This window comes from Bifidobacterium sp. wkB344 (genome assembly GCF_003688305.1).
Classification (GTDB): domain Bacteria; phylum Actinomycetota; class Actinomycetes; order Actinomycetales; family Bifidobacteriaceae; genus Bombiscardovia; species Bombiscardovia mizhiensis.
Genome location: NZ_NPOQ01000008.1, coordinates 54,547 through 78,065 on the forward strand (window position 1 = coordinate 54,547; position 23,519 = coordinate 78,065).

Consider the following 23,519-nt stretch of genomic DNA (forward strand, 5'->3'; position numbering starts at 1 on the left):
TGAGGCGAAAGTGTGGAGGACAAGGGTTGAAACCAACGCCCTAATGTACCTGCCCTGGTCCGCGGCTTACCTGCAGCAGAGACAGTTTTGCTGGTAGATGTGTCGAAGGTGACAGTCTTGATTCCTTGACATCGCAAAAGTTATTCACGCTCTGGCGGTAGCATAAATAGAGTAAGCCGGATATGATGTGGTGTCTGCTTTTCGAACCCATCAAGCGGCGGTCTCACGGATTGAGGTTGTTTCATGTCTGATGGCGTCGACATAACGGGTCGATATAAGGGCACAGGACCGCGGGATCTCCTGCGTGTGGGATTGGATATCGGATCCACCACAGTCAAGGCCGTGGTTCTTGGCACAGGTGACAGGCTGGATCAGGCGCTTTTCAGCGACTATCGCCGCCACCACGCCAATGTGCGCCAGTGCGTGGCGGAACTGGTCACCGACATCAAGCTTTCCCTGTCACGGGTTGGTCTGGCCGGCAACCCCATCAGCCTGGTGATCACCGGCTCGGGCGGGCTGGAACTGGCTAGTCAGCTTCAGGCGGAGTTCGCCCAGGAGGTCATCGCCGAGACCGAGGCCATCAACGCCACCTACCCCGAGGGGGATGTGATCATCGAACTGGGCGGCGAGGATGCCAAGATCACCTATCTGAAGCCCACGCCGGAGCAGCGGATGAATGGGTCCTGCGCAGGCGGGACCGGAGCCTTCATCGATCAGATGGCCACCCTGCTCAACACCGATGCTTCCGGCCTGAACGATATGGCCTCCAAGTACAAGACCATTTATCCTATTGCTTCACGCTGCGGGGTCTTCGCCAAGTCCGACCTCCAGCCACTGATCAACGACGGAGCCGCCAAGGAGGATCTGGCCGCTTCTATCTTCAACGCCGTTGCCACACAGACCATTTCCGGTCTGGCCTGTGGACGTCCCATCCGTGGCAATGTGATTTTTTTGGGCGGACCTCTCTTCTTCATGAGCGAGCTCAGGGAAGCCTTTAAGCGGATTCTCCAGGACAGGGTCAGCCGCTATATCATTCCCGAGAACGCGCACCTCTATGTGGCTTATGGTGCCGCCATCATGGCTGGTCGCCACGAGCAGGATGACCAGGACAGCGCAGCGCAGGTCAAGACCGACTATTCGCCAGAAACCGATGTGAACGACCCCTTTGGTCCGGCTTGGGGGCTGGACCAGGCGGAGGTCGACAAGGCACGCTCCGAGAAGGCTTCGAACCTGGACAAGATGGCTCTGCAGGATGCCATGCAGGACGGCCGCACCACCACACTGGTCGATGGTGAGGAAAAGGCTTCTCCGGCCGAAACCGCCAAGGATGCTCGCCAAGATCAAGACATGCACTTTGACCTGACTTCGCTGGATGGCGTTCTCTCCGCCCTGAAAGGCCTGGAGAACATGCCCTCCACGGCCAGAACGATCCGCCCGCTCTTCCTGAATGAAGACGAACGCAAGGAATTCAACGACCGGCATGGGGCCCAGGTCATCCCCACCGGTGACCTGTCCGGAGCCAAGGGGCCGCATTTCCTGGGCATCGATGCAGGCAGCACGACCATCAAGGCCGTGCTGATCAACGACGACAAGACCATCGTCTGGTCCACCTACGGGGTGCATAAGGACAGCCCGTTGATCGCCGCCGCCAACATCGTCAAGGAAGTCCGGAAGTGCCTGCCGGAGGGCGCCTACATTGCCCGCGCCTGCGCTACTGGTTATGGTGAGGGCCTGGTCAAGGCCGGCCTGCATGTTGACGAGGGCGTGGTCGAGACCATGGCCCACTACCGGGCAGCCGAGGAGATCAGCCCCGGAGTCACCTCGGTCATCGACATCGGCGGGCAGGATATGAAGTACATCGCCGTCAACGATGGGGTCATCGATTCGATCTGTGTCAACGAGGCATGTTCGGCCGGCTGCGGATCCTTCCTGCAGACCTTTGCCCAGTCCATGGGTATCAGCATCCAGGAGTTCACCAAGCAGGCGCTGGCCTCCGAGGCTCCGACCGATCTGGGCTCCCGCTGCACGGTCTTCATGAACTCCTCGGTCAAGCAGGCTCAGAAGGAGGGTGCCTCCCCGGAGGACATTGCCGCCGGACTCTGCTACTCGGTGGTCAGGAACGCCCTCTACAAGGTCATCAAGCTGCGTGACGCCAACGCCCTGGGGCCCGTGGTCGTGGTCCAGGGAGGCACCTTCCTCAACGATGCCGTCCTGCGGGCCTTTGAGCTCCTGACCGGTCGCAAGGTGACCAGGCCCAACATTGCCGGGCTCATGGGGGCCTATGGCGCCGCTCTGACGGCCCGGATGCACTGCCCGCAGAATGACGAGGTCGAGGATTTCGTTGCGGCCAGCTCCCACATGGCCGACGGGGTGAAGTCCGTGGGCAGCACGCCCACAACCCCTAATATGACTCCGACTCCCACCAAGTCACAGTTGTCGCCGGCCGCCGTCAACAAGATTGCCTCCAAGAACGACCAGGGGTTCAAGACGACCCTGCCTGACCTGAAGGTGGAGGCTGGCCATGTGGTCAGCTCCATCCTGGCCGGGGATGATCTGGACAACCTGTCCATGACCACCACCCACGATGTCTGCAAGCTCTGCCAGAACCACTGCAAGCTGACCATCACCGAATTCGAGGACGGCGGCCGCTACGTGACCGGGAATCGCTGCGAACGCGGTGGCGACAAGAACAGGAAGCGTTCCGACAGGCCCAATCTTTACGACTTCAAGTACAAGCGGGCCTTCGCCTACCGCCGTCTGACCCCGGACAAGGCCACCAGGGGTGATATCGGCATTCCCCGTGTACTCAATATGTATGAGGACTACCCCTTCTGGTTCACCCTGCTGACCTCCCTGGGCTTCCGGGTCATGATCTCCGGGCGTTCCAACCATGAGCTCTTCGAGAGCGGCATGGAGTCCATCGCCTCCGAGAACATCTGCTACCCCGCCAAGCTGGTTCACGGGCACATCCATTCTCTGGTCGACAAGGGTATCAAGACCATCTTCTACCCCTGCGTCACCTATGAGCAGGAGCTGGTTCCCGATACGGACAACCACTACAACTGCCCCATCGTGGCCAACTACCCGGTGGTGATCGAGGCCAACATGGCCGAGCTCAAGGAGAACGGCGTCCGCTTCATGCGACCCTACTTCAACCTGTCCAACAAGGAGAAGATGGTCGAGCGGATCGTCAAGGTCTTCGACTGGGCCAAGGTGAGCGAGGATGAGGCCCGTACGGCCGTCCAGGAGGCCTACCGCGAGGATGCCCGGTTCAAGGAGGATGTGCGCCAGGAGGGACTTCGTGCCCTGGCCTACATGCAGGAGTACGGGGTCAAGGGCGTGGTCCTGTCAGGGCGCCCCTACCATGTGGATCCCGAGGTCAACCATGGCATTCCCGAGACCATCTGCTCCCTGGGCATGGCCGTGCTCTCCGAGGACTCCATCTGCGAGCTGGACGTGCATGACCTGCCCAAGCTGAGCGACTACATCATTCCGGCGGCGGGGGAGCGGGCCCTGGCCTCCAACAACCCCACGGCTGCCAAGTTCCGCAAGACCGTGCCTGGCTTCGGTGATGACCATCAGAAGATGCCTCTGAGGGTGACTGACCAGTGGGCCTACCATTCCAGGCTTTATTCCGCGGCTAGGTTCGTCTCAGAGTATCCCGACCTGCAGCTGGTCCAGCTGGTCAGCTTCGGATGCGGCGTGGATGCCATCACCACCGACCAGGTCCAGGAGATCCTGGCCGACAAGGGCGATGTCTACACGCAGCTGAAGATCGACGAGGTCTCCAACCTGGGTGCTGCCAAGATTCGTCTGCGCTCGCTGAAGGCTGCCATGGACGAACGCCATCAACGGGATTTGGCCCAGGAGGAAGCCCCCGTCAAAGAGCAGGCGCCTGCCAAGGTTGCGGTCAAGGATGCTGGCCCGTTGCCTGACCTGGTTCAGGCGGAGGAATTATCTGATTCTCAGGGCTCTCAAGAGCCTGCAGACAGCGTTGAAGCAGTGGATGCGAATGCGTCTGACAAGCCGGCATCCGAAGGGTTCCGGTCCACCAACGCGCAGAAGATCAGCCTGTCCCAGCGCAAGGCCGACATTGTGGCTCTGGCCAGGTTCGTGGCTCTGCACGACAAGAGCGATCAGGGTCTGATAGGTCTTCACCCCATGGGCATCCGGCCCATCCGGGAGACCATGGCCTCGCGGCAGAAGGATCAGGAAGCCGAAAGCAAGTCGGCAGAGCGCCCGGCCGAACAGGGCCAGGAAGTCAAGCCCAGCGGAGCCGCCGCCAAACCGACCCTATCCAAGTACGCCACTGAGCATCGCTTCACCAAAGAGATGGGGCACAAATTTACAGTGGTCGCGCCGCAGATGTCGCCTGTGCACTTCTCCCTCCTGGAGGCGGTCTTCTCCAGCGCCGACTACCACTTCGAGCTCCTGAAGCATGCCACGGCCGAAGACATCAACACCGGTGTCAAGTACGTCAACAACGATGCCTGCTTCCCCGCCATCATCGTGGTGGGGCAGCTGGTCAACGCCTTCCTCTCCGGCCGGTTCGACCCACACAAGTGCGCGGTCATCGTCACCCAGACCGGCGGCATGTGCAGGGCCACCAACTACTATGGCCTCCTGCGCAAGGCTCTTGCTGATGCGGGCTACGGTTACGTCCCGATCATCACGTTGAGCGTGCAGGGGTTCAAGGCCAATCCCGGCCTTCAGGTAACCCCGGCCCTGCTGCATCGCGCCGTCAAGGCCTTCTACCTGGGCGATGCCATGATTGAGTGCCTGCTCAGGGTCCGCCCCTACGAACAGGAGCCCGGAGCAGCCAATAGGCTCTACAAGCTCTGGGACACGATCTGCAAGGAGACCATTGAGCACCACGGGTACTCCAAGACCGCCAAGAAGGTCTATGGTCACGGTTATCTGCCCTATGGCACGTTGATGAAGCGGATGATTCGGGCCTTTGATCAACTGCCGCTGCGTAATATCCCTCGTAAGCCTCGGGTGGGCGTAGTAGGCGAGATCCTGGTGAAGTACCATCCCGATGCCAACAACCACGTGGTCGACCTGATCGAGAGCCAGGGCTGCGAGGCCGTGCTTCCCGGTGTCTGCGACTTCATGGTCAATGGCATCTCCAACGCTGAGTGGAACGAGGAGATGCTGGGCACCGGTGGCCAGGTCGGTGTCAAGAAGATCGTCCTCAAGGCGGCTGACGCTTATCGAGCGCCCATGATCGCCGGCTTCAAGGCCTCCCATGGAAAGTTCGACATTCCCGCTCACATCACCGACCTGAGGGAGAAGGCCGCCTCGGTCACCTCCCTGGGCGTTCAGGCCGGAGAGGGCTGGCTCCTGACCGGCGAGATCATCGAGCTGATCCAGTCTGGTGCCCCCAACATCGTCTGTGCGCAGCCCTTTGCCTGCCTGCCCAACCATGTGACCGGACGTGGCATGTTCGGCAAGATCCGCAGGACTTATCCTGAGGCTAACATCGTCTCCATTGACTACGATCCCGGTGCCTCGGAGGCCAACCAGCTCAACAGGATCAAGCTGATGATCGCCGCCGCCAAGAAGCCGGGCGATCCGCAAAATGCCACCCAAGGCCACAAGGTTGCCGTTGAATCCCAGGCATCCGGGTCGACCGGCCTGGATGCGGGGCAGGCAGCATCCGTCCAGAAAGAGGAGAAGGTTCTGGAGAGCCTGTAGTCAGACCGAGGTCGGTGTTTTGGGGCTAACCCCGCCGGCCTCGGAGTTGCTGAACCACGAAGATCAAGGAAAGAGGGGTTTCCCATGACCACCCGCGAAGAGATCAAGGCTCTGCTGGATACCGACCAGATCTACATTGCCGATACGCCTGAAATGAAGCAGGTCCAGGATGCCCAGCAGGATCTGGTCTTCGAGTTCAACGCCTGCCGCCCCAGCCAGGTGGAGCAAAAGCAGGACCTCTGCAAACAGATGTTCGGCTCCTTCGGCCAAGGCAGTTGGGTTGAGGGACCAGTGCGGGCCAATTGGGCCTGTAATACCTACTGGGGGAGCGAATGCTATGCCAACTTCAACCTGGTTCTGGTAGACGATGGACGCATTGATATAGGCGACCATACTATGTTCGGACCCAACGTCACTATCGTCACCACTGGGCACACCATTCGCCCCGACATACGCGTATATGGAACGCCCCAGTTCTCGGTCCCGGTCAGCATAGGTAGGAATGTGTGGATAGGGGCAGGCGCCATCGTCATGCCGGGAGTGACCATCGGAGACAACACGGTCATCGGGGCGGGGTCCCTGGTCACCAAGGACATCCCCGCCAACGTGGTCGCCTATGGCCACCCTTGTAAGGTCGTCCGTCCCATCAATGACCACGATTATGAATACTTCTGGAGGGATCGTCGGTATCAGGCGCCCTATGATGCCCGACCCTTCAAGATGGATCAAGCTGGCTGACTGATTGCTGACTCTTTGGCCCTCCCTGTCGGCTGGTGTCCGGCAGCCGTCGTTTGGCCACCGCAATGCCTGCGCTGATCAGCGATATCCATCCCAGAGTGGTGAGGGGAAGATCAGCGCCTTGAACCGGTCCCATTCCTGGATGTAGTCGATTTTCGGCTCACGCAGCAGCCGTATCTGTATGCCGTCCATGACTTCCAGACTCATCCTCACCCTGACCCGCATGTCTGTTGCCCACTCCATGCCTTTGGGAAGCAGCCATGGGAATTCAGAATAGCGCTCCCAGACCTCTGCCGGCCTGCGGATGAAATAATCATGCAGGGGATGGTCGGTCGCTACAGCTTCAGTTTCCAGGACTGTATAGAGCTGTGTGAGTTCGGGCTGGCTGGCGTTGTGGGCGACCAAATAGTCAAAATAGGCCGGGAGATGCGGATGTTCGGGGTCGGATCCTGGAAGGCCTGTCTGCAGGAATTCCTCAGGGGTGCCATAGGCATCGTAGATGTCTGTGACCAGGAGTGAGAGCAGGCCTTCCTTGCTGCCCACATAATGGAGGACGCCCGGTTGCGACATCCCTACCATGTCAGCGACGTCTTTGAGCGATATGCCGTTGTACCCATGCTGACTGATGAGGTGGGCGGCGGCCTGCGTGATTTCCGCCTTTCTCACCTCCGGTGATTTCCTGGTACGGCTCGTCATTGTCTGGTCTTGCGGCTCCTTTTCACTGCTCTTGGACATGTTGATACTTATGGTACATGGGGGCGTATTGGTAACAGCACAAGGGTTCCGGCTCGTCTGGGGAGAGAAAAGAAGTCGTGGCACCCGCGGACCTGCATAGAGTCGATGACTTGACAGAACCATTGAATACCTGTTAGGTATATCATTATCTAATGATTAGTAGATATGGCTTTTCCGCCATTGGAGTGTCAGAGAAGACTAGTTGAAAGATATCGACACCATGAGCGACTCAACAACCTTGGCATTGGACGATTGGGAACTGCTGCAGGTGCATAAGGTCTCCTCGGAGCCGTCAACCGATCTGGAATGGACTAGCGAAAAAAGCCAAGGCTTCCAGTCAAAGCTGGAGCCGCGATCTTTCAGCATCATCGTTCTTTGAATTGAGTCCTATAAATCAAGATTGGAGTTCATCATGTCAGACAATGCGGGCAGCACGCGCCTTCCGGACAGGCTCATCTTCGGGTGCGCCTACTACGACGAATATATGCCCTATGAGCGGGTGGACAAGGATATGTCCATGATGAAGTCCGCTGGCATTACCACCATTCGTATCGCTGAATCTACCTGGAGCACTCTGGAGCCCCAACCTGGCGTATTCGATTTCAGCCATGTGGACCGGGTGCTGGATGCCGCTGGACGCTTCGGCATCCAGGTCATCGTGGGTACGCCCACCTATGCCGTCCCCTCCTGGTTGGCTGCCATGCATCCGGATGTTCTGGCGGACACCCCCAAGGGCCACAATCGGTATGGCGCTCGCCAGATCATGGACATTGTCAACCCCTCCTACCGGTACTATGGCGAGCGCGTCATACGCAAACTGATAAGCCATGTGTCCGATAACCCCCAGGTGATCGGCTACCAGGTAGACAACGAAACCAAGTACTACGACTGTGTATCGCCCGACATGCAGCGGCTCTTCGTCAAGGATCTGCGACGGCGATTTGATGATGAACTGGATCGTCTCAATGCTGCCTTTGGCCTGGACTACTGGTCCAACAGAATTGACTCCTGGGAGGACTTTCCCGACCTGACCGGGACCATCAATGCGTCATTGGGCTCGGCATTCGACCGCTTCCGCCGAAGCCAGGTCAGTCGTTACCTGGCCTGGCAGGCTGGCATTGTGCGCGAATATGCCCGCGAGGACCAATTCGTCACCCACAACTTCGATTTCGACTGGGGCCCGGGCTGGTCATACGGCATCCAGCCAGCCGTCGATCATTTCGAGGCGGCCGAATGTCTGGATGTGGCCGGTGTGGACATCTACCATCCCACGGAGGATGACCTGACCGGCAAGGAGATCGCATTCGGCGGGGACATGACCCGCAGTCTGAAGGGCGGCGCCAACTACCTGGTCCTGGAAACCGAAGCCCAGGGGCAGAATGGCTGGCTGCCCTACCCGGGCCAGCTGCGGCTTCAGGCATACAGCCATCTGGCCTCGGGCGCTGACGGGGTCATGTACTGGCACTGGCATTCCATCCACAACTCCTTCGAGACCTACTGGAAGGGTCTGCTTTCACAGGACATGGAACCCAACCCCACCTATGAGGAGGCCGGGCGGTTCGGCAGGCAAATAGCGGAGAAGGGTGTGGGGGAGCGCCTGATCAACCTTCAAAAGCGCAACAAGGTCGCCGTCATGGTCGGCAACGACTCCCTGACCGCCTTGGACTGGTTCTCCCTGGAGACCGGTTTCCCCCGTCAGCAGGGGCAGATCTCCTACAACGATGTGGTCAGACGGGTCTACGATGCCCTCTTCGAGCTCAACATCGAGTGCGATTTCATCAGCGACAAGGCTGACCAGTCCCAGCTGGGCCACTATGCCATGGTCGTGGTTCCAGCCTTGTACGGCACCAATGAGGATACGCTGAGGGTCTTGGCCGATTACGTCCATCAGGGAGGTCACTTGGTGACCACGCTGCGCTCCTTTGTGGCGGACGAGAATCTCAAAGTCTGGCATGACAAGGCACCGCATCTGCTGACCGACGTGTTCGGCATCGACTACAACCAGTTCACACGTCCCGGCAAGGGTCTTACCCTGGATTTGCATGGGACCGACCAGGCCGGGCCGGCCTGCCAGGGGTTGATTGAGCTGCTGAATCCGCGTCCCGACACTCAGATTCTGGCATCCTATGACCACCCGGTCTGGGGGCGGTATGCGGCTGTGACCCGTCATGATTACGGTCGCGGCAGCGCGGAGTGGATTGGCACTCTACCGTCGGCCCAGGGTATGCGGCTGCTGCTGTCGGATGCGGCGGATGTGGCTGGCCTGAGCGGTCCTGCCCGGGATCTGGCCGGCCTGGTCACCGTGCGTGAGGGCACCAACGCCTTGGGGGAGCAGGTCGCCTACCTGCTCAATTATTCATCGAAGAAGGTCAAGCTGGACGCACCCTATGGTGGGCATCTGCTGGTGGCAGACGGGCAGGCTGATCCTCAGGCGCATGTGGATCAGGGCCAGTCCATGACCATCGACCCCTGGGACCTGGCGATCATTGTTCGGTAAACCGTCTTCAGTCTGACTGACTGCAAAGCTATCAGTTTATGAGTTATCAATGAGAAAGGAAGGTGTCCAGATGGCATCGAGGAAGTTGACAGAGGACCTGCCCTACCGCAATCCCGACCTGAGCGTGGATGAGCGGGTGGCCGACCTGCTGGGCCGGATGACTCGAGAGGAGAAGGTGGGCCAGATGATGCAGCTGGATGCCCGCCAGGGAGTGGACAAGGAGGTGGTGGATCAGCACGCCGGATCCCTGCTGCATGTCTCTCCGAAGAACATGATCAAGGCAGACAAGGCCGTTCATCGCACTCGTCTGGGCATTCCCCTGCTGATCGGTGACGATTGCATCCACGGACATTCCTTCTTCCGTGGGGCCACCATCTTTCCAGAACAGCTGGGCATGGCAGCCTCCTTCGACCCTGAACTGGTTCAGCGGATGGGGCGGGCTGCAGCCGAGGAGATCGCCGCGACAGGTGTTCATTGGACCTTCTCTCCGGTGCTTTGCATCGCTAGGGACACCCGCTGGGGCAGGGTGGACGAGACCTTCGGCGAGGATCCCTTTCTGATAGGCGAGATGGCCTCGGCCATGGTCCGCGGCTACCAGGGCGGATCAGCCATGACTGGGACCCTGCCTAAGGATGCCGTGCTGGCCACGGCCAAGCACTTCGCCGGCTACTCTGAGACTCAGGGCGGGCGTGACGCCTCCGAAGCAGACCTCTCGCACCGCAAGCTGCTCTCCTGGTTCCTGCCGCCCTTCGAGCGTCTGGCCAAGGAGGGCGTGGCCACCTTCATGCTGGGCTACGAGTCCATTGACGGGGTTCCAGTCACCATCAACAACTGGCTGCTCAACGACGTGCTTCGCGGACAGTGGGGCTACCAAGGCACCCTGATCACGGATTGGGACAACGTGGGCCGGATGGTCTGGGAGCAGAAGGTCCAGCCTGACTACACTAGAGCCGCTACAGCTGCCGTTAAGGCTGGCAACGATCTGGTCATGACCACGCCAGGCTTCTACCAGGGAGCCTTGGACGCACTGGACGCAGGGCTTCTGCACGAGGAGGATCTTGACCGGGCGGTCAAGCACATCCTGGCCCTGAAATTCCGCATGGGGCTCTTCGAGGACCCGCGTCTGCCCGACCGCGAGATCCAGAAAGCGGTCATCAACTCGTCGGAGCACCAGGAGCTCAACCTCCAGGTGGCCCAGGAGTCTGCAGTTCTTTTGAAGAATGACGGCGTCCTGCCCCTGTTCGGAGGTGTGGATGCTGATGGCCGTCCTAGCGACGATTCGCCGCACAGCATTGCTCTGGTGGGTCCGCTGATCGATGATGCCCAGAACCAGCTGGGGGACTGGGCCGGCGGTTCGGGTCAGTGCGATTGGATCAAGGACCAGCCGCGGGAGATGATCTCGACCGTGGTCGACGGTCTGCGACAGGAACTGCCTAAAAACTGGCGGCTTAGCTGCGAGCAGGGCGTTGACGTGGTTCGTCTGGTTGACGACCCGGCGGGCAAACTCTTCCCTGATGGCCAGCCCAGGCCCAAGGTGGCGGCCCCGGCTAGGATTGATCAGCGCCGCTTCGACAGGGCCGTAGACCTGGCCAGGCAAAGCGACCTGGTGGTTGCCGTGGTCGGCGACGTGGTCCAGCTGGTGGGCGAGGGCCGTTCGACCGCCACCTTGGAGCTCTATGGTCCTCAGCGTGATTTGCTGGATGCCCTGGAGCGGACGGGCAAGCCCATGGTCATTGTGCTCATGTCTTCCAAGCCGCTGATCCTGCCTCCGTCCGCACAGTCGGCCAGGGCTCTGATCTGGCAGCCCGACCCGGGCATGCAGGGCGGCCGTGCCCTGGCCAGGATTCTCACCGGCAAGGTCGAGCCCACAGGCAGACTGCCCGTCACCTTCCCCAGGCACGCAGGGCAGCTGCCGGTCTACTACAACCAGATCCGGGGCCAGCATGGTGACCGTTATGCCGATCTGGCCCAGGATCCTGCCTTCGCCTTCGGCCAGGGCATGGGCTACACCACCTTTGCCTACGGAAGGCCCCAGGTCGATGGACCGGATACCGTCGGGCCCGAAGATACGGTCAGGGTGACTGTAGACTTGACCAACACCGGCCAGCGGCCAGGCACCGAGGTGGTTCAGGTCTACATCAGCGACCTGGTGACCTCCGTCAGCTGGGCTGACCGGGAGCTCAAGGCCTTCCAAAGGATTCAGCTGGATCCAGGGCAGACCAAGAAGGTGGTCTTCGACCTTCCGGTGGCCGAGTGGACCCTGGTCGATGCCGACTGCAACCGCAGGGTCGAGCCCGGCCAGTTCCAGGTACTGGTGGGGTCCTCCTCACGAAGGGAAGACCTGCAGGCCGTGACGGTGACCGTGGGCTGACTGACCGCCATCCGGTAGCGGAACTCCTCGCGTGTTGATTGCCCAGGGCCCTCGCCCGCTCCTACGATTGCAGCATGAGGAAAAGCGTAGGCGCTGGGTACGCGCACCTGTTGACGGTCCCTAATCCGCGGCATGTAGCCAGCCTGGTCGACTACTTTTCGCGCGGGTCTAAGCCGCGGTTCCAGTGGCGGTTCGGCATCGAGATTGAGCATCTGCCGGTCCGCAACGACGGATCCGATGCCCCGGTTCCCTATGAGGGGGAGCGGGGCATCGAGGCCCTGCTGTCTGCCTTGGAGCCATGCTACGACGGCGATAAGGAGTACCGGGAGGACGGACACCTGGTGGGGCTGAGCAGGCCGGGCTGCGTGGTCTCCTTGGAGCCCGGCAGCCAGGTGGAGTGCTCCCTGGGTGTGGTGCGGAACAGCCGAGAATTCGAGGACCTCTACCGTCGCTTCCGTGCCGAGGTCGACCCCATTGCCGAGCGCCTGGGGTTCCGGCTGGTCGAGTACGGGTACCGTCCGGCTGGGTCCTACGCTGATGTGGGCGTCAATCCCAAGGAGCGCTATGCGGTCATGAACACCTACCTAGGTCGCATTGGCCAGTGCGGACCCATGATGATGCGCAGCACCGCCTCCACCCAGATCAGCATCGACTACCAGGACGAGAAGGATGCCATCGCCAAGATCCGTCTGGGCACGGCCATCGGTCCCATTTTGGCCTACTTCTTCCGCAACACTCCAATTTTTGAGGGGAAGCCCAACCGCATGCCCCTACGGCGCCAGCGGATCTGGGACTGGCTCGACACCCAGCGCACAGGCCTGATTCCTGGGCTGTTCGAGGGTGGCTTCGGCTGGGAGGACTATGCCGTGGACGTACTCTCCACCCCGCTCATGGTCGCCGATGTCTCCCACACCCCTGAGGTGGATGGACCGCAGGGGAAGCAGGTCTTCATCGCCTGGCACGAAAACGCCGGGGAAATCTATCCTGACCGCCGGCTCAACGACGCCGAGATAGCGCACATCCTGACCACGCACTTCAATGACGTCCGCCTGAAGAACTATATCGAGCTCAGGCACTGGGATTCCCTGCCCATGGAACGGGCCAGCAGACTTCTTGAGGTTGTCGGTGGTATCTTCTACGACTCGGATCGATTCGCCAGGCTTGTCGGACTTTTGGACGGGGTGAGCGAGGAGGATGTACTCCAGGCCAAGGCCGACTTGCAGGTCCGCGGCGGCCAGGCCAGCCCCTATGGCCATTCCCTGGACTTCTGGAGGCAGGCACTAGGTGCCGAGGACACTCTGGATAACCTGCCGGGTGATCCACGCCATCCCGATCGCTTCCAGTCCTGACGACTGTTTCGTTATGCGAACGTGCGGGTCCGGTTTCCTGAAGATGGTATAATCTGTTCACCAATGGGCCTTGATCCGTCATCAGCGGGGAGCCCTCGGAAGAACGGGACTGCTTGCGGCGATCCTCAGTAGAACCGACGGGTGGGCCCGCATAGCCCAGATCAAGCGGTCCGGCGCGGGTCATTGGCCGGGCAAGCGAGGTGGTACCGCGGTGGGCCCCCTGGGTCCCTCGTCCTCGGCATGGCGATATGAACGACCAGCGAGGAGCGTGAACGGTGAATCAGACCACTGATACCTCAGATGCGACAAATCGGGATGGGGAAGTCTATCCCAAGGCGGTGGTGGACCCGGCTCTGGCCAAGGTGAAGCCCAATCCCTCCTTCCCCGATATGGAGGAGTCCGTTCTGGACTACTGGGATCAGGACGACACCTTCAACAAATCGGTGGATCGTCGTCCATCCGGCGATCATGCCGACAACGAGTTCGTCTTCTTCGATGGCCCGCCCTTCGCCAACGGCCTGCCCCACTATGGGCACCTGCTGACAGGCTACGTCAAGGATGTCATTCCCCGCTACCAGACCATGAAGGGTCACAAGGTCAATCGGGTCTTCGGCTGGGACACCCACGGTCTGCCCGCCGAGTTGGAGGCCCAACGCGAGCTCGGCATCGACAGCGTGGATCAGATTGAGCAGATGGGCATCGAGAAGTTCAATGACGCCTGCCGAGCTTCAGTGCTCAAGTACACCAGCGAGTGGAAGGACTATGTCCACCGTCAGGCCCGCTGGGTGGACTTCGACCACGGATACAAGACCCTGAACGTCTCCTATATGGAGTCGGTCATGTGGGCCTTCAAGACCCTTTACGAGAAGGGCCTGGCCTACGAGGGCTACCGGGTGCTGCCCTACTGCTGGAAGGACCAGACCCCGCTGTCCAACCATGAGCTGCGCATGGATGCCGATGTCTACCAGGACCGGCAGGACACCACCGTCTCCGTGGCCGTCAAGCTCAGGGACGAGGACGCCTATGCGGTCTTCTGGACCACCACCCCCTGGACCGTCCCCACCAACCTGGCCATCGTGGTAGGCGCTGACATCGAGTACTCGGAGGTCAGCCCGGTGTCGGGGCCCTTCGCCGGCAAGCGCTTCTACATCGCCACGGCCCGCCTGGGCGATTACGCCAAGCAGCTGGGGGAGGACTACCAGGTGGTCCGCACCCTCAAGGGGTCCCAGATGGAAGGCTGGCGGTACTGGCCGGTCTTCCCCTACTTCGCCGGAGAGCAGGCCGAATCCGAGGGCGGCACTCCTGGCCCCAATGCCTATACCATCTACACGGCCGACTACGTCGACACCGTGGAGGGCACCGGCCTGGTCCACCAGGCTCCCTATGGCGAGGACGATATGAACACCCTGAACGCCAAGGGCATCCGCAGTGTGGACGTGCTCGATGCCGGGGCCGTCTTCACCGAGCAGTGCCCTGACTATCAGGGCCTGCAGGCCTTCGAGGCCAACATGCCCATTGTGCGCAACCTACGCGCCGGCGACGGCCCACTGGCACAGATCCCGGCCGAGCACCGGGCCCTCCTCTTCCAGGAGAAGAGCTATGTCCACTCCTACCCCCACTGCTGGCGTTGCGGCACCCCGCTGATCTACAAGCCGGTCTCCAGCTGGTTCGTCTCCGTGACCAAGATCAAGGACCGTCTGCTGGAACTCAACCAGCAGATCAACTGGATCCCCGGAAACGTCAAGGACGGTCAGTTCGGCAAGTGGCTGGCCAACGCCCGCGACTGGTCCATCTCCCGCAACAGGTTCTGGGGCTCGCCCATTCCGGTCTGGGTCTCGGACGATCCCAAACACCCCCGGGTGGATGTCTACGGGTCCCTGGATGAGCTCAAGCGGGACTTCGGTCGCTATCCGACCGATGACAAGGGGCAGATCAACATGCATCGGCCCTGGATCGACCAGCTGACCAGGCCCAACCCCGACGACCCCACCGGCAAGTCCACCATGCACCGGATCACCGATGTGCTGGACTGCTGGTTCGAGTCGGGTTCCATGCCCTTCGCCCAGTTCCACTACCCCTTCGAGAACAAGCAGTACTTCGAGGACAGGGATCCCTGCGATTTCGTGGTGGAGTACATCGGCCAGACCCGTGGCTGGTTCTATACCATGCACATCATGTCCACGGCCCTCTTCGACCGCCCGGCCTTCAAGAATGTGATCTGCCACGGCATCGTCCTGGGCTCCGACGGCCAGAAGATGAGCAAGCACCTGCGCAACTATCCGGATGTGAACGAGGTCTTCGACAAGTACGGATCCGACGCCATGCGGTGGTTCCTGATGAGCTCTTCCATCCTGCGCGGCGGCAACCTGGTCGTCACCGCCGATGGCATTCGCGACACGGTCCGTCAGGTCATGTTGCCGGTCTGGAGCTCCTATTACTTCTACACGCTCTACGCCAACGCGGCCAACAAGGGCGCCGGCTACCAGGCCCAGGCGCTGACGCCGGACCGGGTGGCGAGCCTGCCGGAGATGGACCGCTTCCTGCTGGCACGCACCCGTCGGCTGATCCAGTCGGTGCAGAAGGCCCTGGACGACTTCGCCATCTCCGAGGCCTGCGATGCGGTGACCGACTTCATCGATGTGCTGACCAACTGGTACATCCGCAACAATCGCGACCGCTTCTGGAGCGAGGATCACCAGGCCTTCGACACCCTCTACACGGTTCTGGAGGCCTTCGCCCGCGTTCTGGCCCCCCTGGCGCCCATGGAGGCCGAGCAGATCTGGCGGGGCCTGACCGGCGGTGAGTCGGTCCATCTGGCCGATTGGCCCTTCCTGGCCGATGAGGCCACCGGTCAGCAGACCGAACTGGGACAGGTTCTGCGTGACGATCCTGCCCTGGTAGTTGCCATGGAGAAGGTCCGCGAGGTGGTTTCGGCCACTCTGGCCCTGCGCAAGGCCGAGCAGATCCGCGTCCGTCAGCCCCTGTCCCGGCTGACCGTGGTGGTTCGTGACCCCGATGCGGCCCGCCCCTATGTGGACGTGCTCAAGGCCGAGCTGAACATCAAGGATGTGGAGTTCTGCACCCTGGATCAGGCCGGCCAGCATGGTCTTCGAATCATCCACGATCTCAAGGTCAATGCCCGTGCGGCCGGACCCCGGTTGGGCAAGCAGGTCCAGTTCGTCATCCGGGCCTCCAAGCAGGGCGACTGGTCAGAGCAGGACGGTCATGTGGTCGTCACTACCCCCGATGGACCGGTGACCCTGGAACCCGGTGAATACGAGTTGGACAACCGGATCGAGCAGGAGGATGGCTCCCAGGCTGACCGGTCGGCCTCTGCAGCCCTGCCCACCGGTGGCTTCGTCATCCTCGACACCCAGCTGGACGACGACCTCCTGGCCGAGGGCTATGCCAGGGATCTGATCCGCCAGGTTCAGGATGCCCGGAAGACCGCTGGCCTGGACATCGCCGACCGGATCCGGCTGACCCTGACCCTGCCTAGGGAGGATGCCCCCAAGGCCCAGCAGTTCAGCGACCTAATCGCAGGCGAGACCCTGGCCACCAGCCTGACCGTCAACGCTGGCGATGTGGACCAGCCCCGGGTCGACCTGGTTAAGGCCTGATCATCGTTGCATAAAAGGGCTTCCATCCCGTATCGGATGGAAGCCCTTTTGTAAGCTCTGCTGCTGGCAACTGCGATGGGGTACCGGCTGCTGATCAGCCCTTGACCTTGTCGCTGACCTGATCCAGGGTCTGCATATCCTGGTCACTCAGTTCCAGATGAGCGGCGGCCAGCAGGGCTGGCAGTTGCTCAGGGGTGCGTGCAGAGGCGATGGGTGCCGCGATCCCGGGCCTGTGGTTGAGCCAGGCCAAGGCTACGGTGGCCAGTTCGACCCCGTGAGCCTTGGCGATGTCGTCCATGGCGGCGACCACGTCCAGCCCCTCCTGGGTGAAGAAGTCCTTGACCATGCCCTCGCGCTTTTTGCCCTTGAGGTCGTCCATGGTCCGGTACTTGCCCGTCAGGAAGCCTGAAGCCAGCGAGAAGTAGGGGAAGACTGCCAGATCCTCGTCCTTGGCGACCTGCATAAGGCCACCCTCATAGGTCTTGCGGTAGACCAGGTTGTACTGGGGCTCCAGGGCTACCGGCAGAGTCAGGCCCTCCTTGCGTGCAATGCTGAACCATTCACGGATCCGGTCCGGTGTGTAGTTGGACACTCCGATGGCCCGGACCTTGCCCTCCTTGACCAGCTTGTCGAAGGCTGCCGCAGTTTCCTCCAAGGGGGTGGAGCTGTCGTCAAAGTGGGCGTAGTAAAGGTCGATCACATCCAGGCCCAGTCTGAGCAGGGAGGCGTCGGCAGCGGCCTCGATGTTCTTGGCTGACAGGCCTGAGTACTGGGGGTGTTGACTGACCTTGGTGGCCACCAGGACCTTGTTGCGGTTGCCGTTCTTGGCCAGCCAGCGGCCCAGGACGATCTCGGACTCGCCGCCGGAGTGGCCTGGGGCCCAGGCCGAATAGACGTCAGCTGTATCGATCAGGTTGCCTCCGGCTGCCGTGTAGGCGTCCAGGACCCGGTCAGATTCGGACTCGTCACTGGTCCATCCGAAGGTGTTGCCGCCCAGAACCAAGGGGAAGATATCGGCGTCGATGCCGCGTAGTTTTGCCATATTCATCCTTTCGGGTTGAAGCCTTGTTAAGCCGAGTCTATTACCCTTTGTGTGCCCGAACCGAGTATTCAGACGAGTCCATCATGTATGGTGATGGGAGGAAAGGCCGGAATGGTGCGGTTTTCAAGTCCGGCCCCAAGGGTTTTAAGCTCGAAGGAGAACACTCATGCATCTGGGCATCGCCATTGTGATCGTCGTGCTGGTTCTGGCGCTGATCATCTTCCTTCTGGGGATTTTCGTGGTACCCCAGCAGCAGGCGGACGTCATTGAGCGCTTCGGCAAGTACCACCGCGTGGCGCTGGCAGGTATTCACGCCAAAATTCCCCTGGTGGACCGGATAGTCGCCAAGACCAACCTGCGGGTCAACCAGTTGAACGTCAAGCTGGAGACCAAGACCAAGGACAACGTCTTCGTCACCGTCGAGGTCTCCGCACAGTTCCGGGTGGAGGCGGCCAACGTATCCACGGCCTACTACGAGCTGGTCGACCCGGCGGGCCAGTTGCGCTCCTACATGGAGGACGCCCTCAGGTCGGCCATTCCGGCCCTGAGCCTGGATGACGCCTTCGCCCGCAAGGACGATATCGCCTCCGATGTGCAGCAGACTGTGGGCCAGGAGATGCAGCGCTTCGGGTTCTCGGTCATCAAGACCCTGGTCACGGCCATCGACCCCTCCACCCAGGTCAAGCAGGCCATGGACTCCATCAATGCGGCCCAGCGTGAGAAGGAGGCCACCAGGGAGCGTGCCGAAGCCCGACGGATCGAGATCGAGACTCAGGCCAGGGCCGATGCCGAGAAGACCAGGATGCAAGGCGAGGGCCAGGCCAACTACCGGCGGGAGATCGCCAACGGCATAGTGGATCAGATCAACAGTCTGCGGGCCGTGGGCATGGATATCGATGCCGTCAACAATGTGGTGCTCTTCAACCAATATCTGGATGTGATGCGCTCGCTGGCCGAGTCCGACAATGCCAAGACCTTGGTTCTGCCAGCGGCGACCCCCGGTGGCTATAACGAGCTCTTCAACCAGATGACCGCAGCGCTGATGACCGCCCAGAGCACCCAGGGGAGTGCGGATCCCCGCCATGGCCGCAGGAGCGCGGGCACAGAGGGTGGGGCCGAGATGCCGGTTCTGTAAGGCCTTGCTCAGCTTTCCAGGAAGTCGGCTATGGCCTCGGCTGCCCGGTAGCCCTTGTCATACATGGCGTTGAGTCCCTTGAGCGACTTGCTCAGCGTGGTCAGCCCACACAGGCTGTCCGGGGCCAGGATGAGCACCTGGCCCTTCTTTTCGGCTTGCTTGGCCAGTGCCACTTCGTCGTTGTAGGTGCGGTAGCGCTCCATCAGGCGCTCGCCGGCCGCCGGATAAGTTCTGGCTAGGATTCGGGCCGGCAGGACATCCTTCTTCTGCTCGCGCAGAATATCTCTCTGACGGGTCAGAACCAGGACGATACGCTCGTAGCCCTCGTCCATGGCCTTGCGGACCGGAACCGGATCGGCGATACCGCCGTCCAGATAGGGCACGCCATCGATCATGTAGGGCTTGTTGGCCACGGGCACGGTGGATGAGGCCTTGAGGATATCGTAGTTGTCCTGGGCCAGGTCGGACTTGTCGAAGTAGACAGTGGATCCGTCAGTGGCCTTGCAGGCCACCACAGTGAATAGGGCCGGATTGGCCTTCAAAGCCTGGTAGTCCAGCGGGCATTCCCCATCGTGGGCCGACAGTTTGCCATAGACGTAGTCCAGATCGACAAAGGTGTGCTTGGTCAGGAAGTTGCTCACGCTCGCGTACTCCTTGCGGGAGGAGTACACCGTGTAAAAGCGGTAGCAGCGTCTAAGCTGGCCCGACAGGAATGAGGCCAGATTGGCGCTGCCGGCCGATACCCCGTAGCAGTGATCGAAGGTGATGCCCTGCTCCATGCAACGGTCGAAGACTCCGGCGCCGAAGATGGACCGGTAACCACCGCCTACGTCGATGACGGCTGTTCTTTTGCGTGCCATGGGCACCTCGATTCCTGACAGATATCCGCGCTTGATGACAGCTTATGCGTGAACGTTGGACAAGCCGATCAGGGGCGGCAGGAGGCCAGCAGCCGCTTGGACAGATCCAGCATGGCCGGTGAGGAATCAGAGTTGGCGATCTCTACTTTGCCGGGGCCCGGGCCCGGGTTGAGGGCATCGGCTTGGGCCAGCAGATCCTTGAGATGACGGGCCGTTCCAGGGTTGCCGTCGATCAGTGCCAGGCTCGGCGGGCAGATGCGGGCGATGGACTGGCGGAAGAAGACGAAGTGGGTGCAGCCCAGGACCAGGGCATCCAGGGTCTGCAGATCATAGGGGTCCAAATAACGGTGCAGGGTGGCATCGACCAGGGCCTGGTCATTCAGCCTGTCAGACTCCACAATGGTCACCAGATCCGGGCAGGGCTGGGTGAGGATGGTATGCCTGCCGGAGAACCGCGCCATCAGATGCGAGAACTTGGCTTCCTTCAAGGTCAGCGGGGTGGCCGTGACCAGAACCCGCTGGGGTCGGCCTCCTCCACGTGTACAGGCCAGCTTCAGGGCCGGCTCCATGCCGATGACAGGGACCGGGTAACGTCGGCGCATCTCATCCACGCAGACGCTGGTGGCGGTGTTGCAGGCGATGACCATGGCCTTGATGCCCTGGTCCATGAACCGGTCGCCGATGACCTGGCAGCGCTGGGCGATCTGGGCTGGCTCCTTGGTGCCGTAGGGGGCGTAGGCGGAGTCTCCGAAGTAGAGCAGGTTTTCTTGAGGAAGGAGGTTGCGGATGGCTGCGGTGACGCTCAAACCGCCGAGTCCGGAGTCGAAGATCCCGATCGGTGCATCTGATGTCATCTGATCCGCTCCTTTCACTGCCGAAGAACCAGCCTAGCCTGTCGCCGAAGGGCCGTACGCTACAAGCATGAGTATTCCCCGGACTGTTTACAAAATGCAAGCCACCGGCAACGATTTCGTGGTCTACGCCGATCCCCGGGGGGATCTGGAGCCTACGGCCGACCAGGTGCGCTGGCTGTGCGACCGTCATTTCGGGGTCGGGGCCGACGGGGTCATCCGGCTGACCCACCCGGCCGATGTCAGCGACTTGGATCAGGACCAGGTGGATGCATGCGACCGCTTCGGCTGTCAGTGGTTCATGGACTACCGCAACGCGGACGGTTCCTTGGCTCAGATGTGCGGCAACGGGACCCGGGCTGTCACCCTCTTCGCCCAGAAGCAGGGGCTGACGCCGACCATGGAGGGCTCCTCCTTCCTGCTGGGGACCCGGGCCGGGGTCAAGCGGATAGTTTCGCGCAGTCCGCTGAAGTGCGACGGCGATCATGTGTTCAAGGTCAAGGTCGGGGCCTGGCGGATGGGCCCGGTGGGGCAACAGCTGGTCGACGGCGGTGCCCTAGGCGGCTCGGCTCCTGGCACCATGGTGGATATGGGTAATCCTCATGCAGTCGTTCTTAATGCAGTCGCTGCCGAATTGGAGGCCGGTGGACTGCCTGAAACCGTGACCGACCTGCTGGCCAGGACCGATCTGCCCGATCCGGGCGATCTGGACCTGTCGGCCCCGCCGAGGGTCAGGCCCGGGCTGGCTGAGGGGCAGAATGTGGAATTCCTGCGTCTGGATGCCCTGGATGCCGACAATGGCAGCGGTCGGGCCACCATGAGGGTCTATGAACGTGGCGTGGGCGAGACCCTGTCCTGTGGGACCGGTCTGTGCGCTAGCGGTGTGTTGCTTCGAGCTTTGACCGGGGTCGATCACTGGACCATTCAGGTAGGTGGAGGCCGTCTGAAGGTGGACGTGGATCCGCAGGATGTCTGGCTGACAGGACCGGCCAGAATGGTGGCCCGTCTGACCCTGGAGCATGTTCCCGGCTGCTGAATCAGCCGAAGAGGGCGGATCCTTCTACAGCCAGGACGATAGTGGCCAGGGCGACCAGCCAGACCAGGTCGACCATCAGATCGAAGTGCCGCTGATAGTATGTCTGCAGCCATTCTGACCGCTTGCGCGGCAGACCCTGCTGGATGACAGTGGCGTGGCTGAAGGCCATGAATTGCAGGCTGGTGGCGAAGGTCATGACCAGGCACCAGGGGCAGAGGGCGTGGATGACGAAGAGCGACTGGGTGAACAGCCAAAGCGCATAGGCCAGTGCGGCAAGCGAGGCCAGCCAAGTCCCTGCCGCCAGCAGTGCGGGCATCTTGATCCGGCACAGGCCCACTATGGCCAGCGTCAGGAAGACGGATTCGGCTATCAGTCCCAGAAAGGCATTGGGTACCGGCAGGGTGCCCAGGCGGATCAGCTCGGCCTGGGGGGATTGGGCCACGGCTGAGCAGGAAACCACCGAGTTGATGTCACAACTGAGCTGGCCCTGGGGGTGGCGTGCCAGCTGAAGGGTTTCCGCTGACAGGACCAGGCTGGCGTAGAGCGCTGCAAGCGAGGTCAGGGCGGCAATCAGATAGCTGGAAGTGGATGACGAGGTCGGTTCGCTCATGGGGTCCATCACCTCAATGGTCGGGAAGGTTCTCTGAGACGGGAACGCGTTCACGAGTTTAGGATGGAGGCATGACGCATGAGGATACTGGCACGGCCTCTGGCTGGGACCTGCACTGCCACACCGTGTTCTCCGACGGCACCGTGACGCCCCGGGGGATGGTCGAGCAGGCGCAGCAGCTGGGACTGGAAGGTCTGGCCATCACCGACCATGACACCAATGCGGGCTGGGATGAGGCCTGTCAGGCGGCCCGGGATCTGGGAGTGCCCCTGCTGCCGGGTACTGAGATCACCGCGCAGGATGGCCGTGTCTCGGTTCACATGCTGGCCTACCTCTACGATTCCAAGGATCCAGTCATCGCCGGGCTCTTCGCCAAGACCAGGGAGGCCAGGCTTACCAGAACCAGAACCATGGTCGAGCGGATATCCCGGGATTATCCGATCACCTGGCAGGATGTGCTGGATCAGGTCAAGGAGGGGTCGAAGACCACGGTGGGCCGCCCGCATATCGCCGACGCCTTGGTCAAGGCCGGTGTCTATGCCGACCGGAGCCAGGCCTTCGCCGGGGTCTGCTCATCCAGTAGCGCCTACTACCTGCCTACTCCCTCGCCGACTACCCACCAGGTGCTGGCAGCCGTCAACCATGCAGGCGGCGTGCTGATCATTGCCCACCCCGGTGCAGTCAACCGCAATCCCGTCCTGCTCTCCGACCAGCAGATCGCCGCACTGGCCCAGGAAGGGTTGGGAGGCCTGGAGGTCTGGCACCGGGACAATCCGCCAGAGCAGCGCCGACGGCTGCTGGCCCTGGCCCAGCGCTGGGGACTGCTGGTGACCGGCGGATCGGACTGGCACGGCCAAGGCAAGCCCAATCGCATGGGGGAGAACAGCACCAGTGACGAGGTAGTCGCCCGAATCGTGGACAGGGCCCGGGGGAGCCGTCCTGTGGCTTGGGAGGATTAGCGGATACGCATTGGGGGCG

The 23,519-nt window shown here is 61.5% G+C and carries 15 protein-coding genes; 10 read left to right on the forward strand and 5 right to left on the reverse strand.

Features of this window, described 5'->3' with window-relative positions; all coding sequences use genetic code 11:
• Positions 1–243 precede the first annotated feature (243 nt).
• On the forward strand, positions 244–5,697 hold the full coding sequence (locus tag CI601_RS00935; protein WP_121913976.1) for an acyl-CoA dehydratase activase-related protein: 5,454 nt from the start codon (positions 244–246) through the stop codon (positions 5,695–5,697).
• Positions 5,698–5,781: 84 nt separating this feature from the next.
• Positions 5,782–6,435, forward strand: a complete 654-nt coding sequence (locus tag CI601_RS00940; protein WP_121913977.1) for a sugar O-acetyltransferase — start codon at positions 5,782–5,784, stop codon at positions 6,433–6,435.
• A gap of 78 nt (positions 6,436–6,513) precedes the next feature.
• On the opposite strand, the gene CI601_RS00945 is transcribed toward CI601_RS00940, so the two are convergent.
• Positions 6,514–7,170, reverse strand: a complete 657-nt coding sequence (locus tag CI601_RS00945; RefSeq protein ID WP_259465269.1) for a TetR/AcrR family transcriptional regulator — start codon at positions 7,168–7,170, stop codon at positions 6,514–6,516.
• Positions 7,171–7,372: 202 nt separating this feature from the next.
• Here CI601_RS00945 and CI601_RS08405 point away from each other — a divergent pair, with 202 nt between their 5' ends.
• From CI601_RS08405 to ileS, 5 genes are all read left to right on the forward strand, one after another.
• Positions 7,373–7,549: a hypothetical protein gene (locus CI601_RS08405; RefSeq protein ID WP_183129697.1), complete on the forward strand. Its 177-nt coding sequence runs from the start codon at positions 7,373–7,375 to the stop codon at positions 7,547–7,549.
• Between the two features lie 33 nt (positions 7,550–7,582).
• The gene (locus CI601_RS00950) at positions 7,583–9,667 is read left to right on the forward strand and encodes a beta-galactosidase (protein ID WP_121914045.1); all 2,085 of its coding nucleotides are present in this window, start codon (positions 7,583–7,585) and stop codon (positions 9,665–9,667) included.
• Between the two features lie 70 nt (positions 9,668–9,737).
• Positions 9,738–12,038 (forward strand): glycoside hydrolase family 3 N-terminal domain-containing protein, encoded by a 2,301-nt coding sequence (locus CI601_RS00955; protein ID WP_121913979.1) that lies wholly within the window; start codon positions 9,738–9,740, stop codon positions 12,036–12,038.
• A gap of 74 nt (positions 12,039–12,112) precedes the next feature.
• Positions 12,113–13,387: a glutamate-cysteine ligase family protein gene (locus CI601_RS00960; RefSeq protein ID WP_121913980.1), complete on the forward strand. Its 1,275-nt coding sequence runs from the start codon at positions 12,113–12,115 to the stop codon at positions 13,385–13,387.
• Positions 13,388–13,662: 275 nt separating this feature from the next.
• Positions 13,663–17,007: a mupirocin-resistant isoleucine--tRNA ligase gene (ileS, locus tag CI601_RS00965; protein ID WP_121913981.1), complete on the forward strand. Its 3,345-nt coding sequence runs from the start codon at positions 13,663–13,665 to the stop codon at positions 17,005–17,007.
• Between the two features lie 94 nt (positions 17,008–17,101).
• On the opposite strand, the gene CI601_RS00970 is transcribed toward ileS, so the two are convergent.
• Positions 17,102–18,049 (reverse strand): aldo/keto reductase, encoded by a 948-nt coding sequence (locus CI601_RS00970; protein ID WP_121913982.1) that lies wholly within the window; start codon positions 18,047–18,049, stop codon positions 17,102–17,104.
• A 166-nt stretch (positions 18,050–18,215) separates the two neighbouring features.
• On the opposite strand from CI601_RS00970, the gene CI601_RS00975 reads away from it, so the two are divergent.
• Complete coding sequence (locus CI601_RS00975) at positions 18,216–19,184, forward strand: SPFH domain-containing protein (protein WP_029676141.1); 969 nt, start codon at positions 18,216–18,218, stop codon at positions 19,182–19,184.
• 8 nt (positions 19,185–19,192) lie between these two features.
• Here CI601_RS00975 and CI601_RS00980 read toward each other — a convergent pair whose 3' ends face one another.
• On the reverse strand, positions 19,193–20,044 hold the full coding sequence (locus CI601_RS00980; RefSeq protein WP_121913983.1) for a patatin family protein: 852 nt from the start codon (positions 20,042–20,044) through the stop codon (positions 19,193–19,195).
• A 68-nt stretch (positions 20,045–20,112) separates the two neighbouring features.
• On the reverse strand, positions 20,113–20,898 hold the full coding sequence (gene murI / locus CI601_RS00985) for a glutamate racemase (RefSeq protein ID WP_121913984.1): 786 nt from the start codon (positions 20,896–20,898) through the stop codon (positions 20,113–20,115).
• A 67-nt stretch (positions 20,899–20,965) separates the two neighbouring features.
• On the opposite strand from murI, the gene dapF reads away from it, so the two are divergent.
• A complete protein-coding gene (dapF, locus tag CI601_RS00990) occupies positions 20,966–21,931 on the forward strand; it encodes a diaminopimelate epimerase (RefSeq protein WP_121913985.1) in 966 nt (321 codons plus the stop codon).
• Between the two features lies 1 nt (position 21,932).
• Here the strand turns inward: dapF and CI601_RS00995 are convergent, their stop codons facing one another.
• The gene (locus tag CI601_RS00995) at positions 21,933–22,541 is read right to left on the reverse strand and encodes a vitamin K epoxide reductase family protein (RefSeq protein ID WP_121914046.1); all 609 of its coding nucleotides are present in this window, start codon (positions 22,539–22,541) and stop codon (positions 21,933–21,935) included.
• Positions 22,542–22,612: 71 nt separating this feature from the next.
• Between CI601_RS00995 and CI601_RS01000 the strand changes: the two genes are divergently transcribed.
• Positions 22,613–23,500: a PHP domain-containing protein gene (locus CI601_RS01000; protein WP_121913986.1), complete on the forward strand. Its 888-nt coding sequence runs from the start codon at positions 22,613–22,615 to the stop codon at positions 23,498–23,500.
• The last annotated feature ends 19 nt before the right edge of the window (positions 23,501–23,519 follow it).